Below are 15,193 nucleotides of genomic sequence, written 5' to 3' on the forward strand. Positions count from 1 at the left end.
CTCCCCGCGGACCCCGAGGGGCTCACCGAGGAGGAGACGCTGTTCGCCGTGGCCCTGTACGGCACGCGGGCGCTGACCGCGCTGCTGCCGCGGTTCTCGCACGCGGCGGGGCTGACGGGCCGCGGCGTCCTCGCGGACGAGGGGCTCTTTCCGTTCGGCGCGGACAGCGGACTGCGGGGGATCACCGGCGGTGAGGCCGTCGTCGCCGGGGAGGCCGGAAGCGACCACGGCGGCGGCGGTGGCGGTACGTCGTACGGCCATCACGGCGGGCACGACCACGGCGGCGGCTTCGGCTGCGGAGGCGGCGGTGGCTTCGACTGGCGGCCGCCACGGCCCCCGGGCACACGGAAGGGCGGCCCGTCCCCCCACGGAACGGGCCGCCCTCGCTCGGGCCGGTGTCAGACCGGTGTGTCAGGCCGTGGTCGTCAGACCTTCAGCGGCTTGATCGACGTCGGCGCGTGGCACGGCTCGGTGGCCAGGTCCTCGAACTCGGTGATGTCGCTGATGTCCATCGTCTTGCTCATCGAGATGTTGGTGATCCGCTCCAGGATCGCCTCGACGACGACCGGCACCTGGTACTCCGCGGCCAGCTTCTTCGCCTGCTCCAGGGCCGCGCCCAGCTGGTCCGGCTCGGTGACCCGGATCGCCTTGCAGCCCAGGCCCTCGGCGACCTTGACGTGGTCCACGCCGTAGACGCCGATCTCGGGCGAGTTGATGTTCTCGAACTCCAGGTTGACCTGGAAGTTGATGTCCAGGCCGATCTGCGCCTGACGGATCAGGCCCAGGTAGGAGTTGTTCACCAGCACGTGGACGTAGGGGACCTTGTGCTGCGCGGCGACCGCCAGTTCCTCGATCATGAACTGGAAGTCGTAGTCGCCCGAGAGCGCGACGACCGGGGACTCCGGGTCCGCCTTGGCGACGCCGATCGCAGCCGGGATGGTCCAGCCGAGCGGGCCGGCCTGGCCGCAGTTGATCCAGTGGCGCGGCTTGAAGACGTGCAGCATCTGCGCGCCGGCGATCTGGGAGAGGCCGATGGTGGTGACGTAACGCGTCTCCGGGCCGAAGGCCTTGTTCATCTCCTCGTACACGCGCTGCGGCTTCATCGGCACGTTGTCGAAGTGCGTACGGCGCAGCAGCGTGGCCTTGCGCTCCTGCGTCGAGGCGACCCACGCGCCGCGGTCGGGGAGCTTGCCCTCGGCCTTCAGCTCCTTCGCCACCTCGACGAACAGCTCCAGCGCGGCCTTGGCGTCGGAGACGACACCGTAGTCCGGCGGGAAGATCTTGCCGATCTGGGTGGGCTCGATGTCGACGTGGACGAACTTGCGCTCACCGCGGTAGACGTCGAGCTTGTAGCCGGTGTGACGGTTGGCCCAGCGGTTGCCGATGCCGAGGACGAAGTCCGACTCCAGGAAGTTCGCGTTGCCGTAGCGGTGCGAGGTCTGCACGCCGACCATGCCGGCGTTCAGTTCGTGGTCGTCGGGCAGCGTGCCCCAGCCCATCAGGGTCGGGATGACCGGGGTGTCGGTGAGCTCGGCGAACTCGACCAGCAGGTCGGCGGCGTCGGCGCCGATGACGCCACCGCCGGCGACGATGACCGGGCGCTCCGAGGCCAGCAGGAAGGAGATCGCCTTCTCGATCTGCGCACGGGTCGCGGCCGGCTTGTAGACCGGCAGCGGCTCGTACGTCTCGGGGTCGAACTCGATCTCGGTGAGCTGGACGTCGATCGGCAGGTCGATGAGGACCGGGCCGGGCCGGCCGGAGCGCATCAGGTGGAAGGCCTGCTGGAAGACGCCGGGGACCTGCGCGGCCTCCAGGACGGTCACCGCCATCTTGGTGACCGGCTTGGCGATCGAGGCGATGTCGACGGCCTGGAAGTCCTCCTTGTGGATCACGTGGGTGGGCGCCTGGCCCGTGATGCACAGGATCGGGACGGAGTCACCGATCGCGGAGTACAGACCGGTGATCATGTCGGTGCCGGCGGGGCCGGAGGTACCGATGCAGACACCGATGTTCCCGGGCCGGGTCCGGGTGTAGCCCTCGGCCATGTGGGAGGCGCCCTCGACGTGGCGGGCGAGGGTGTGATCGATCCCGCCACCCTGCTGCAGCGCCTTGTAGAAGGGGTTGATCGCTGCGCCCGGCACACCGAACGCCTGGGTGACACCCTCGCGCTTGAGGATCTCGACTGCCGCACGGGCAGCGGTCATACGAGCCATGGAGTTACTCCTGCTTCGGCTGTCGGATTCGCTCTCCCCGTCGCGCCCTGCGGTGAGTTCGTGTCCGCGTCCAGTCCAGCTCCGCCGTCCGGCGTCCGGGCCTTCCCGGATTTTCCGTATTGCGGAAATTAATTTCTACTACGTGGAAGCAATGTAAGGCGCGGGGCGAAGACCGTCAAGAGACGGACAGACGGTGGACAGGTGGAGCACCATGGGAGCGCCGAGCCGACGCGACGCCTGGGAGGGGGGCCATGCCCGAGAGCGTGCCGGTGCGCTGCCCGGCCTGCCGACGCGAGCGGCGCTTCACCGTGCCGGTGTATCCCTGCGCGTGCGGCGCGCCGGTCGTACCGCCGCTGGACCCGCGCGGGGCGCCCACGGCCGTGACGCACCTGGTGTGGGACGAGCAGTGGGTGTCGCTGCGGTGCGGGGCGTGCGGGCGCGAGGGCGAGTGGCCGCAGCCGGAGCTGGGGTGCCCGTGCGGCACGGTGGTGCGTGTTCCGGTGGCACGGGGAGAGCCAGAGCCGTGGGACGCGGTCGTCGCGGCCGCGCGGCTGCTGCACCGGCTCGGTCACCACGGCGTCCGCCGGGCCCGCCGGCGCCCGGCGCACGGCATCGGCCTGCTCGCGCCCGGCCTGGTGGCCCACGTCGACCCGGGCGAGCGGCCGGCCTGTCTGCGGGACGTGGAGTGCCTGTGGCTGACGGCGATGATCCGCTCGGCGCGGGGCGTCCACTTCTCCCGGGCCGGTTACACCGCCGACGCCCGCGCCCGCGCGGACGGCCTGGACATCCCGCTGTTCAGCCTGGACGCGGCGCACGCACCCCGCCCGGTCAACGACGCGGCCCGCGCCTTCACCGCACCGGATAGGGCGTCCTGAGCGCACCGGGCACCGGCCGGTCGCCGGTGCCCGGTGCGCTCGGGCTCCGGCCCGGCGGCGGCGCCGGCAGGGCACGGTGACCGCGCCCGGCAGCGGACCCCAAGCCGGGGAGCGTCATCGCCCCAGCGGCACGCCGAGCACGACGGCGAGGAGCCACAACGCGGAGGGACTCCTTCGCGCCGGGTGCGCGCCGTGCCGCACCCGATGCTGTCGTCCACGGCCGCCCCTCCGGTCCGGACGCGGAGCGAACTCCGCTCCCTCGCGCGGCGGAGGCCGGTTCAGCCGGCGTACTTCTGCCGGAGTTCCACCTTGCGCACCTTGCCGGACACCGTCATCGGGAAGGTGTCCAGGAGCTGGAGCCGGCTGGGGATCTTGTAGTGGGCCAACTGCCCCTCGCAGAAGGCGCGGACGTCCTCGAGGGTCGGCGGGTCGGCCGGGTCGCGCGGGATGACGCAGGCCAGCACCTCCTCGCCGTACTTCTCGTGCGGGACGCCGACGACCTGGACGTCGCGGATCTTCGGGTGGCCGTAGAGGAACTCCTCGATCTCGCGCGGGTAGATGTTCTCCCCGCCCCGGATGATCATGTCCTTGATGCGGCCGACGATCTCGACGTACCCGTCCTCGCGCATCACCGCGAGGTCCCCGGTGTGCATCCAGCGTCCGGCGTCGATCGCCTCGGCGGTCTTGTCGGGCTCCTGCCAGTAGCCGAGCATCACGCTGTAGCCGCGCGTGCACAACTCCCCCGCCTCGCCCCGGGGTTGGGTGATGCCGGTGGCCGGGTCGACGATCTTCACCTCGATGTGCGGCAGCACGCGGCCGACGGTGCCGGTGCGGTGCTCCAGGTCGTCGTCCATCCGGGTCTGCAACGACACCGGGGAGGTCTCGGTCATGCCGTAGCAGATGGAGACCTGCTCCATGTGCATCTCGGCGACCACCCGCTTCATCACCTCCACCGGGCAGGGCGAGCCGGCCATGATGCCGGTGCGCAGCGAGGTGAGGTCGTATTCGGCGAAGTCGGGCAGGTTCAGCTCCGCGATGAACATGGTCGGCACGCCGTACAGCGAGGTGCAGCGCTCCTGCTGGACGGCCTCCAGGGTGGCCTTCGGGTCGAAGGACGGGGCCGGGATCACCATGCAGGCGCCGTGCGAGGTGGCCGCCAGGTTGCCCATGACCATGCCGAAGCAGTGGTAGAAGGGGACCGGGATGCAGATCCTGTCCTGCTCGCTGTAGGCGATCAACTCGCCCACGAAGTAACCATTATTGAGGATGTTGTGGTGGGAGAGGGTGGCCCCCTTGGGGAAGCCCGTCGTGCCCGAGGTGTACTGGATGTTGATGGGGTCGTCGCAGGACAGGGCCTCGTACGTCACGTCCGGGGTGGCGCGGGAGAGCAGCGCGTCCCAGCTCGGGTCGCCGATGTACACGACCTCGCCCAGCTCTGGGCATCTGCCGCGCACTTGGTCGACCATCGCCCGGTAGTCGCTGGTCTTGTGGCTGACGGAAGCGACGAGCAGCCGGACACCGGACTGGTTGAGGACGTACTCGACCTCGTGGGTGCGGTAGGCCGGGTTGATGTTCACCATGATCGCGCCGATGCGGGCGGTGGCGTACTGGACCAGAACCCACTCCGGGCAGTTGATCGCCCAGATGCCGACCCGGTCCCCCTTGGCGATGCCGCCGGCGACGAGCGCCCGCGCCAGCGTGTCGACCTCGGCACCGAACCGGGCGTACGTCCAGCGCCGGCCGGACGGTACGTCGACGAGCGCCTCGCGCTCCGGCCAGGCTGCGACGGCCCGGTCGAGGTTGGCGCCTATGGTGTCGCCGAGCAGGACGGTCCCGCTCGTCCCGTGCGTGTAGGACAGTGCGGTCACCGGAAGTCCTCCTCGCGGTACTCGTCGTCCGACCCCGCGGCCGTGGCCTCGCGCAGCTCGATACGGCGGATCTTGCCGGACACCGTCTTCGGCAGCGCACCGAACTCCAGCCGCCGGATGCGCTTGTACGGCGCCAGCACCTGACGGGAGTGCTCGAAGAGCATCTTGGCGGTGTCCGGGCCGGGCTCGTAGCCCTCGGCGAGGACGACGTACGCCTTCGGCACGGCCAGGCGCAGCTCGTCCGGCGCGGGCACGACCGCCGCCTCGGCGACCGCCTCGTGCTCCAGCAGGGCGCTCTCCAGCTCGAACGGGCTGATCTTGTAGTCGGACGCCTTGAAGACGTCGTCGGCCCGGCCCACGTAGGTCAGGTACCCGTCCTCGTCCCGGGCGGCGATGTCGCCGGTGCGGTAGTAGCCGCCGGCCATCGCCTCCGCCGTACGGTCGGCGTCGCCGTGGTAGCCGGTCATCAGACCCACCGGGCGTTCGGACAGGTCGAGCGCGATCTCGCCCTCGGTGGCGCCGGGCGCGCCGGAGACGGGGTCGAGCAGCTCGACGCGGTAGCCGGGGCTGGGACGGCCCATGGAGCCGGTCTTGAGCACCTGGCCAGGGGGGTTGGCGACCTGCACGGCGGTCTCGGTCTGCCCGAAGCCGTCCCGGATGGTCACGCCCCAGGCCCGCCGCACCTGCTCGATGACCTCCGGGTTCAGCGGCTCGCCCGCGGCGACGACCTCGCGGGGCCGGTTGCGCAGCTGGGAGAGGTCGGCCTGGATGAACATGCGCCACACGGTCGGCGGGGCGCAGAACGTGGTCACGCCGGCCCGGTCCATCTCGGCCATCAGGCGGGCCGGGTCGAAGCGGCTGTAGTTGTGGATGAAGACGGTCGCCTCGGCGTTCCACGGCGCGAAGAGATTGGACCAGGCGTGCTTGGCCCAGCCGGGCGAGGAGATGTTGAGATGTACGTCTCCGGGCTTGAGGCCGACCCAGTACATGGTCGCCAGGTGCCCGATCGGGTACGAGGTGTGGGTGTGCTCGACCAGCTTGGGCCGGGCGGTGGTGCCGGAGGTGAAGTACAGCATCAGCGGGTCGTCGGCGCGGGTCGGACCGTCCGGGACGTACCCGGCCGGGGCCGCGTAGCCGTCCTCGTACGGCTCCCAGCCCTCCGTGGGCAGGCCGCCGACGCTGATCCGGGTGTACGCCCCGGGCACCTCGGCGAACTTCTCCGTGTCCTCCGCGCGCACGATCACATGCTTGACCCGGCCCCGCTCCACACGGTCGCGCAGGTCGGCGGGGCCGAGCAGCGGGGTGGCCGGGATGACCACCGCGCGCAGCTTCATCGCGGCGAGCGCGGTCTCCCACAGCTCGGCCTGGTTGCCGAGCATGACCAGCACCCGGTCCTCGGCGGCCACGCCGCGGTCGCGCAGCCAGTTCGCCACGCGGTCGGAGCGGTCGGACAGCTCGGCGAAGGAAAGCCGGGTCTCGCTGCCGTCCTCCTCGACGATGTGCAGCGCCGTGCGGTCGTTGCCGTCGGCGATGACGTCGAACCAGTCGAGCGCCCAGTTGAAGTACTCGGGCCGGGGCCAGCGGAAACCGGCGTAGGCGCCTGCGTAGTCCTCGCGGTGCTCCAGCAGGAAATCCCGTGCCCTGCGGAAGTCGTCCGTCGCCGTCATCTGTCCTCCTGTTGTGCCGGACCATTGCCGGGCGGCTCGGGTACATCGTCTAATCCGTGATGCAGGTCTCACTACCCCCGAAAGGGGGTGGGGGCCGCGAAACAGCCGCAGTGAGGGGTCGAGCAGGTGACAGCGGACGCGTCCGACGTGGTGGAGATACGCGGTGCGCTGGCGCGGCTGCGCCGCGGCACCGGACTGCCGGTGGCCTTCGGCGGGCTGGTGGACGCCGGGCACCGCCGGATCCGGATCAGCGAGCTGAGCGGCAACGACACCTCGGCGCTGCGCTCCCTCGCGGTGACCTCCGGCAACGGGCTGGGTGGCAAGGCGGTGGCGCTGGCCCGGCCGTGCGCGGTGGCGGACTACTCCTCGTCACGGCAGATCAGCCACGAGTACGACGCGGCCGTCGCCGAGGAGGGTCTGCGCTCGGTGCTCGCGGTGCCGGTGGTGGTACGGCGGCGGGTGCGGGGGGTGCTGTACGGCGCCCTGCGCAGCGCTCAGCCGCTGGGGGACCGGGCGCTGAGCGAGGCGGTGGCGGCGGCGCGGGACGTGGAGCAGGCGCTGGTGGTGCGGGAGGAGGCGCGCGAGCTGCTGGCGGCGGCGCGGCCCCAGCGGGCGCGTCCCGCGGGGGGCTGGGAGCAGGTGCGGGAGGCGCACGCCGCCCTGCGGGCGCTGGCTCCGCGGATCGGGGATCCGGCGCTGCGGGCGGAGCTGCTGGGGGTGTGCGGGCTGCTGGCGCCGGGGGGTGGGACGGTGGGGGTGAGTCTGGCGCCCCGGGAGCTGGATGTGCTGTCGTGGGTGGCTTCCGGGGCGACCAATGCGGTGATCGGTGAGCGGCTCGGGCTGCGTCCGGAGACGGTGAAGGCCTATTTGCGGTCGGCCATGCGGAAGCTTGGGGCGCACACCCGCGGGGAGGCGGTGGCGGCCGCGCGGCGGGTGGGGCTGCTGCCGTAGTCGTGCGGCCGCGGGTGCGTCGTGGTTTCTCGCGCAGTTCCCCGCGCCCCTTTTTGTGCCTGCGGCGGCCCGTTGCGGCGCGTGGGTGGCTGGTGTCGCGCCTTCGGTTCGTTTGTGGGTCGGGGCCGGGGCGGGCGGGCGCGGCACCGGCGTGGCGCGGGGTCCTTGTGGGCAGGGGAAAGAGTGGTCGGCAGCGTTGTCATTCAGGCAGACGGCGCTGTGAATTTTTCGTTGCGCAAGGGTGTTGTTATATCCCTCACGACATCGTCCGTCCGAATTTCCTGCGCGGTTGCCTAGAATTTGGCCCGGACACGACACACGGAGGGGAGCGGTAACCGTGCGACGGGACTTCCAGGAGCCTGCCCGATGCCGCCCCGACCTGGTCATCGGCCGGGAGGAGCTGTTCAGCGCGGCGCGTGAGCGGCTCGTGTCCGGAGGCAGCGTGCTGCTGCACGGCCCGGCCGGAATAGGAAAGTCGACCGTGCTGCGGGCATTGGCCGCGGAAAACCGCTTCCAGTCCGGCACCGTGTTGCGCTGCTCGGCCACCGAGTCCGAATCCCATCTGCCCTTCCTCGCCCTCGCCGACCTGTTCGGGCTGGTCCTCGACCGGATCGCCGACCGGCTGCCCGGCGCGCAGCGCACCGCTCTGGAGTCCGCGCTGACCGGGCGGGGCGAGTCGACCCTGCAGCGTGACGGTCTCGCGCTGCGGCTGGCCGTGCTGTCGGCGCTGCGGGCGCTGGCCGAGGACGGGCCGGTGCTGGTGGTGGCGGACGACTTCCAGTGGCTGGACTCGGCCAGCGCCGAGCTGCTCGGCTTCGCCGCCCGGCGGCTCGGCGACACCCCGGTGCGCATGCTGTGCGCGGTGCGCACCGAGGCGCAGGAGTACGACCGGTATCTGCGTGCCTGTCCCCCCGACACGCTCGCCGTGCGGCTCGGTCCGCTCACCCGCGGCCAGGTGTCCGCGCTGCTCGACCACCGCGGGTACACCGGGCTGCCCAGATCCACGGTGCGGGACATCCACCGGACCAGCGGCGGCAATCCCCTCTTCGCTCTTGAGCTGGGCCGGGCGCTGGCCGAGAATCCGACGCCGCCGCGGCCGGGTGAGCCGTTGCCGGTGCCGACCTCGCTGCGGGCGCTGGTACTCAGCCGGCTGGACCTGCTGTCCGACGAGGCCCGCCGCACCCTGCTGGTGGCCAGCGCCGGTGCCCGGCCGACGGCCGCGCTGCTGCACGCGGCCGGGCGGGACCACGCCGAGGCCGAGTGCGCGCGCGCCGCGGAGCTGGGGCTGCTCACGACCGAGCCGGAGGCGCCGGCGGTGCGGTTCGCGCATCCGCTGATCTCGGCCGCCCTGTACGCGGAGGCGCCCGCCCACGAACGGCGCGCCGCGCACGCCGCACTGTCCACGGCCGCCTCGGACCCGATCGAGCGGGCCCGGCACCTGGCGCTGGCCACCATCGGCACCGACCCGGCCGTCGCCGCCTCGCTGGCCGAGGCCGCGGCGCTCGCCCGGGACCGCGGGGCGCCGTCGGTGGCCGCCTCGCTGGGGCTGCTCGCGGCCCGGCACACACCGGCCGACGGCTCGCCCGCACCGGACGAGCGGCGGCTGCAGGCCGCGGAGGACGCGATCACGGCCGGCGAGGCGGACCTCGCCCGGGACATCGCCCGCGAGGTGCTGACCCGGGCGGCCGTGCCGGCGGAGCGGGTGCGGGCCTGGATGGTGGTGATCGAGGCGGCCGGGCAGGCCCTCGGTGACGTGGACGCCGTCTTCCCGCAGGCGCTGGCCGACGCCGGTGACGACCCCCGGCTGCTGGCCCTGGTCCACTACCAGCTGGCCTGGCGCGCCCTGGTCGTCGAGGGCGACTTCGCCGAGGCCCGGCAGGAGGCCGCGCACGCCGCGGAGCTGGCCGCGCGGGCCGGGAACCGGCGCACCGAGCTGATGGCGCTGTCCTTCCAGGCGTCCACCGAGACCCTGATGGGCCACCCGGACGCCCCGGTCACCGTCAAGCGGGCGTTGCAGGAGCCGCAGGACCCGTATGTGGCATGCCATCACAACGGCGCCGGCGCGGCCCGCTTCCGCTGGCTGCTGATGAGCGATCAGCTGCCGGAGGCCCGTACGACGATCAGCGCGCTGCTGCGCGAGGTGCGCCGGCGCGGCATGGTCGAGAGCGAGGTGCACTTCCTGCGCGCCCTCGCCGAGACCGAGTTGCTGTCCGGGCACTGCGGGCGGGCCCTGGATCTGGCCCGCGAGAGCCTCAGACTGGCCCGCGACTCCGGGATCGGTGAGGGCGCCTCCGCGATGCTGGCCTCGCTCGCCGAGGCGTCCGCCGGGGACGTGGAGCGGGCGGAGGCGCTGGCCCGGGAGGCCGCCGCGCACGCCGAGGAGGACGGCGACCAGATGTACCTCTCGCGGGCGCTGGCCGCCCTCGGCCACGCGCAGTTGGTCGCCGGGGACGCGCGGGGGGCCGTGGCGTCCCTGCGCCGGGTGCGGGAGCTGGAGGCGGGCCTCGGCATCACCGACCCGGCCCGCGGCCGCTGGCACGGCGACCTCGCCGAGGCACTGGTGCGCATCGGCGAGGTGGGCGAGGCGCAGGAGGTCATCGACACCGCCCGCGAGCACGCGCTGCGGCTGCGCCGGGAGAGCGTGCTCGCGGTGCTCGACCGGGCCGGGGCGCTGGTGCGGGCGGCCCGGGGCGACACGGAGGCCGCGCTCGCGCAGCTGACGTCCGCTCAGGACCGGCTGGCCAAGCTGGGTTACGGCCTGGAGGAGGCGCGGGCCGCGTACGCGCTGGCCCGGCTGCGCGCCGGACGGCCCGGACCGACGTCATACGACGAGGCGGCACGGCTGTTCCGGCGCTGCCGTGCCCTGCCGTGGCTGCGGCAGGTGGAGGCGGCCGCTCAGGCGGCCACCACCGCCGCGGCGCAGCGGCCGGCCCCGGCGCCGGCCGGGCTGCACACCGCGCTGGACTCGCTGGCCTCGATGGAGCGTCAGGTGGCGGGCCTGGTCATGGAGGGCGCCACCAACCGGGAGATCGCCGCCCGTCTGTTCATCAGCGTCAAGACGGTGGAGGCGACCCTGACCCGGGTCTACCGCAAGCTGGGGATCCGCTCCCGGGTGGACATCGTGCGGCTGGCGGCGGGGCGTCACGCGAAGTGAGGCCCGCGCGGGTTTACTGCCGTCGTGGGTGAACAGCGGGGCGATCGAGGGTTTTCCCTGCCCGACTCCCTTAGGGGGTTCCCTCATTGGGAGGGCGGTGGCACGGGTTCTAGCGTGAGGGACGTGCCGCTCGCCCGGGCACACGGGGGCCGGTCCCGCGTCCCCCGCACACCCGCGCGATACCCCCCACCGGCAACCCCACCGAGGAGACTGATGTTCGGGCTCACCCGTGCGAGATCGACGGCGGGCAGGACCGCCGCCGTCGCCGCCGCGGCCGTCGCCGCGGCAGTCTTCAGCGCTCCCGCCGCCGTCGCCGCGCCGCAGCCCGTCGTGGGCGGCACGACCACCACGACGACGGCGTACCCGTTCATGATGCAGATCACCGACGCCTCGCAGAACCAGTTCTGCGGCGGCACCCTCGTCGCCCCGACCAAGGTGGTCACGGCCGCGCACTGCATGGCCGGCGAGACCCCGTCCAGCGTGCGGGTCGTGGGCGGCCGCACCTACCTCAACGGCACCAACGGCACGGTCGGCCGGGTCAGCAGGATCTGGGTCGACCCGGACTACACGGACGCCTCGAACGGCGACGACGTGGCCGTGCTGACGCTGTCGGCGCCGATGCCGTACACGGCGGCGAAGTACGTCGCGCCGTCCGACACCTCGGTGTACGCGGCGGGCACCACGGCCCGCATCCTCGGCTGGGGCACGACCGCGGAGAACGGCAGCTCCTCCAACCAGCTGCGCACCGCCACGGTCCCGATCGTGTCCGACGCGAGCTGCAAGACTTCCTACGGCTCTGACTTCGTGCAGAGCGACATGGTGTGCGCCGGGTACTCATCCGGTGGCGTGGACACCTGCCAGGGCGACAGCGGCGGTCCCCTGCTCATCGGGGGCGTCCTGGCAGGGATCACTTCCTGGGGGGAGGGTTGCGCGGAGGCGGGTTACCCGGGTGTGTACACCCGGCTGACCACCTTCTCCAGCCTCGTGACCGCACAGGTCACGTCATGACACGCTCATGACCCCAGAAGACTCCTGAGTATCCCTCAGGTGATTACCAGGGGGGCGTTGCGGGCTTCCACGAGCAGCCCGCACCGCCCCCCTTTCCAATGCCCGAAGCGGGCGCAGGGCGTAGGGTCGGCGCATGGTGTCCACCGATCGTGTGCTCGCCTTCGCGGTGATGTCGTTGCTGGTGATCGTGATCCCGGGGCCGAGCGTGCTGTTCGTCATCGGGCGGGCGCTGGCGCACGGGCGTCGCACCGCGGTGGCGACGGCGCTGGGCAACGTCCTCGGGTCGTATCTGCTCGTCGTGGCCGTCGCGGTGGGCGTCGGCTCGCTGGTCGAGCGGTCGGTGACGGTGTATCTGGCGGTGAAGCTGGCCGGTGCCGCGTATCTGGTGTACCTGGGGGTGCAGGCGTTCCGGCACCGCCGGGAGCTGACGGCGTCGGCGATCCGGGCGTCGCCCGGCGGGCCCGCGCGCGGTGATCTGCGCACCGTGCTGGACGGCGCCCTGGTCGGGGTGACCAACCCCAAGGGCGTGGTGTTCTTCGCGGCCGTGCTGCCGCAGTTCGTGGACCACGCGGCCGGCCGGGTGCCGGTGCAGATGCTGCTGCTCGGGCTCGTTCCGATCTCCATCGGCCTGGTCACCGACACCCTGTGGGGGCTGACCGCGTCGGCCGCCCGTGCCTGGTTCGCGCGCTCGGACCGGCGGCTGTCGCTGATCGGCGGTGCGGGCGGGTTCACGATGATCGGCCTGGGGCTGACGGTGGCGGTGACGGGCCGGGCGGACTGAGCGCTCAGCGCCGTACCGTGCCGAAGCGGATGTCGTACGACGACTCCGGGTGCAGCGTCGCGAGCATGCGTTCCGCCTCGGCCGTGATCTGCGCGCGCAGGGTTCTGCCCGGCGCGGTGAACGGCTCGATGACCAGCGCCTGCTGCTCCAGCGCCCACAGGCCCGCGAGGAAGCCGTCGAGGAGAAGGGTGCGGTAGGCCTGGTTGCCCTGCCAACTGCGGCCCCGGTGCTCGGGCGGGACGACCCGGCTGCGGTCGGCGTGGGAGAGCAGCAGGTTGTCGAACTCGGGCAGGAAGCGCGGCGGGGCCGGGGTGTCCGGGTCGGGACGCGGCGCGTCGGGCAGGTCGAACAGCTCGACACCCTGCTCGTCGCGGAAGGTGAGCAGCTGGGGCCTGAGCCGTTCGAAGGCGTCGCGCAGCCGGGTGAGACCGGCCCAGGTCTGCATGTCCTTGACCGAGGCGGGGCCGAAGGCGGCGAGGTAGCGCAGGACGGTCGCGTCCGGGCCGGCGGGCGGCTCGGTGGGCCGGCCCAGCCAGTGCTCGGCGGTGGTGAGCGCGACCTGACCGCTCGCGCCCCACAGTCCGCGCGGGGTGACCTGGACGAGCGGCAGGGTGCAGCGGGCGGCGATGCCGAGGGCCTGCGGGTCGGCGTCCGGCCAGTGCGGCTGCAGCGCCTCACGCAGTTGCTTCAGGGTGCGTGGCTCTTCTTCGACGAGGTCCCGGGCGAGCGCGGCGAGCCGGTCGAGGTCGACGCCCGTCAGCCCCTTGCGGAACGCGGTGAGTTCGCGTGCGCGGGCGGGCTGGACCAGCGGGCGCAGGGTGAGGCAGTCGTCGGCGGTGTGGGTGTGGATGGTGGAGCGCAGGGTGACCATGCGGGCGACGGCACGGTCGACCATGAGCCGGGAGAGCTGTTCGGGCGCGAAGCCGTCGAGGCGGGCGGCGAGCGCGTAGTAGGGCGGCTTGACGTTCTGCGCCTGCAGTCCGAGGAGGTGGGACACGGCTTCGTGGGCCGTCAACGGCGACCGGGTCAGCAGCAGTTGCCGCTCCAGGGTCGCGCGGTTGAGGGCACGGGCGCCGAGCACGGGAGCCGTCGTCGTCTTGGCCATGCCCGCACGGTAGCCGGAGTTGCGGACACCTTCTGTCCGCGACGCCCTCGCCGATCCGGATCGGGACGGCAGTCGTGGGGGCATTCGGGGCGGCCGAACATGCCGGGGCCGATGGGCCGAGGCCGTGGCGGGTGACGTCCGGGACGCCTTCCGGGTGCAGGTCTGCTCGCATGACCGCGGCGCTCCGGGGGCACTCGGGGCCACTGTGCGAGGACGGATTCTGCTGACGGGGTGGTTCACCTTCCGGGACGGGGAGGCGACCGCCGGTGACGTGCTGGCGCTTGACCGGGTGCGCGCCGTGCTGGACCGGGAGCGGCTGCCCTACGACGTCGTATGGAGCCCGGGGTTCCGGGCCGATGCCCTGCACCTGGACGACGTACGCCCCGAGGACTACACGCATCTGGTGTTCGTGTGCGGGCCGCTGCACGGTCCCCAGGTCGAGGACCTGCACCGGCGGTTCGCGCACTGCGCGCGGATCGCCGTCGGCACGTCCGTGATCGACCCGGACAGCCGGGCCGTCACCGGTTTCCACCAGGTGCTGGCGCGGGACGCGCCGGGCGCCGAGCCGTCCCTGGACCTGGCCGCCCGCGCCCCCGCGCCGCCCGCCCGGCCGGTGGCCGGCGTGATCCTCACCCACGGGCAGCACGAGTACGGCGGTCAGCGGCGGCACGCCGAGGTCGCCGAGGCGGTCACGGGGTGGCTGTCCGGGCGGGACTGCGCGCGGCTGGAGCTGGAGACCCGGCTGGACTCCCACGACTGGCGGCTGTGCGCGACGGCCGCCCAGTTCGAGGCGGTGCTGGCCCGCCTGGACCTCGTCGTCACGGACCGGCTGCACGGTCTGGTGCTGGCGCTGCGCGCCGGGACGCCGGCGCTGGCGATCGACCCGGTGGCGGGCGGCGCCAAGGTGACGGCGCAGGCGCGGGCCTGCGGCTGGCCCGCGCTGCTGCCGGCCGACCGGCTGGACGGTGACGGGCTCGGTCGCTGGTGGCAGTGGTGCCTGGGTGAGGGCCGCGAGCGGGCCCGGCACATCGCGGCCGGCTTCCGCTCGGCGGACGGCGCGGACGTGTTGCCGGACGCTCTGCGGGTCGCCGCGGCCGGTTAGCCCCTACGGCGGGCGGGGCACCCGCGAAGGACATCCCTTCCGGCATTTCCCCTGGGGGCACCCCCGTAGAAGGCCCCTCCCGACGTTTCCCCTGGAGGCCCCGTGTCGATCGGCCGACTCCCCGACCACGAACAACGGATACTGGACGACCTGGAGCGCGACCTGCGACGCGACCGCCGGCTCACGCGCCGGCTGCGCACGCTCGAGCGGCCGCGGAGGTCATGGCCGGCCCGGCTGGCCGCCTACCGGCCGCATCCGCTGACCGTCGCCGCGCTGCTCGCGGTGGCCGTCGGGCTGATGGTGACCGGCATCAGCACCTCCCATCCCGCGGCGATCTGGGCGTTCGCCTTCGTCTGGCCGGTGACGCTGTTCGCGGTGTTCCGGCTGCTGTGCCGGTGGGCCGAGCCATGAGAACGCCAGGGTGGGCATGAGGTGGGAGCGGGGCGGCCGTCTCGACGGCCGCCCCGCT

General features: G+C 72.9%; 11 protein-coding genes. 7 read left to right on the forward strand and 4 right to left on the reverse strand.

Going from position 1 to position 15,193, the window contains the following annotated elements; all coding sequences use genetic code 11:
- Positions 1–425: 425 nt before the first annotated feature.
- Complete coding sequence (gene gcl, locus AB0J12_RS01510) at positions 426–2,213, reverse strand: glyoxylate carboligase (RefSeq protein ID WP_363262075.1); 1,788 nt, start codon at positions 2,211–2,213, stop codon at positions 426–428.
- Positions 2,214–2,464: 251 nt separating this feature from the next.
- Between gcl and AB0J12_RS01515 the strand changes: the two genes are divergently transcribed.
- A complete protein-coding gene (locus tag AB0J12_RS01515) occupies positions 2,465–3,088 on the forward strand; it encodes a hypothetical protein (RefSeq protein WP_363262076.1) in 624 nt (207 codons plus the stop codon).
- 278 nt (positions 3,089–3,366) lie between these two features.
- Here the strand turns inward: AB0J12_RS01515 and AB0J12_RS01520 are convergent, their stop codons facing one another.
- The gene (locus AB0J12_RS01520) at positions 3,367–4,956 is read right to left on the reverse strand and encodes an AMP-binding protein (RefSeq protein ID WP_363262077.1); all 1,590 of its coding nucleotides are present in this window, start codon (positions 4,954–4,956) and stop codon (positions 3,367–3,369) included.
- Positions 4,953–6,623: an AMP-binding protein gene (locus AB0J12_RS01525; protein ID WP_363262078.1), complete on the reverse strand. Its 1,671-nt coding sequence runs from the start codon at positions 6,621–6,623 to the stop codon at positions 4,953–4,955. Before AB0J12_RS01525 ends, AB0J12_RS01520 begins: the two co-directional genes overlap by 4 nt.
- 126 nt (positions 6,624–6,749) lie before the next feature.
- Here AB0J12_RS01525 and AB0J12_RS01530 point away from each other — a divergent pair, with 126 nt between their 5' ends.
- The 4 genes from AB0J12_RS01530 to AB0J12_RS01545 all read left to right on the forward strand — a co-directional run bounded on the left by AB0J12_RS01530 (position 6,750) and on the right by AB0J12_RS01545 (position 12,517).
- Entirely contained in the window at positions 6,750–7,574 is an 825-nt protein-coding gene (locus AB0J12_RS01530) for a LuxR C-terminal-related transcriptional regulator (protein WP_363262079.1), read from the forward strand.
- 337 nt (positions 7,575–7,911) lie between these two features.
- Positions 7,912–10,728, forward strand: coding sequence for a LuxR family transcriptional regulator (locus AB0J12_RS01535; protein WP_363262080.1), 2,817 nt, complete (start codon positions 7,912–7,914; stop codon positions 10,726–10,728).
- A gap of 213 nt (positions 10,729–10,941) precedes the next feature.
- On the forward strand, positions 10,942–11,736 hold the full coding sequence (locus AB0J12_RS01540; RefSeq protein ID WP_363262081.1) for a serine protease: 795 nt from the start codon (positions 10,942–10,944) through the stop codon (positions 11,734–11,736).
- A gap of 133 nt (positions 11,737–11,869) precedes the next feature.
- Positions 11,870–12,517: a LysE family translocator gene (locus AB0J12_RS01545; protein WP_363262082.1), complete on the forward strand. Its 648-nt coding sequence runs from the start codon at positions 11,870–11,872 to the stop codon at positions 12,515–12,517.
- 4 nt (positions 12,518–12,521) lie between these two features.
- Here AB0J12_RS01545 and AB0J12_RS01550 read toward each other — a convergent pair whose 3' ends face one another.
- Positions 12,522–13,622, reverse strand: a complete 1,101-nt coding sequence (locus AB0J12_RS01550) for a winged helix DNA-binding domain-containing protein (RefSeq protein WP_363262084.1) — start codon at positions 13,620–13,622, stop codon at positions 12,522–12,524.
- Between the two features lie 205 nt (positions 13,623–13,827).
- Here AB0J12_RS01550 and AB0J12_RS01555 point away from each other — a divergent pair, with 205 nt between their 5' ends.
- Complete coding sequence (locus AB0J12_RS01555) at positions 13,828–14,724, forward strand: polysaccharide pyruvyl transferase family protein (RefSeq protein ID WP_363262085.1); 897 nt, start codon at positions 13,828–13,830, stop codon at positions 14,722–14,724.
- A gap of 102 nt (positions 14,725–14,826) precedes the next feature.
- Positions 14,827–15,135 (forward strand): DUF3040 domain-containing protein, encoded by a 309-nt coding sequence (locus AB0J12_RS01560; protein ID WP_363262086.1) that lies wholly within the window; start codon positions 14,827–14,829, stop codon positions 15,133–15,135.
- The last annotated feature ends 58 nt before the right edge of the window (positions 15,136–15,193 follow it).

The sequence above is a fragment of the Streptomyces sp. NPDC049915 genome, from assembly GCF_040656475.1.
Taxonomy (GTDB): domain Bacteria; phylum Actinomycetota; class Actinomycetes; order Streptomycetales; family Streptomycetaceae; genus Streptomyces.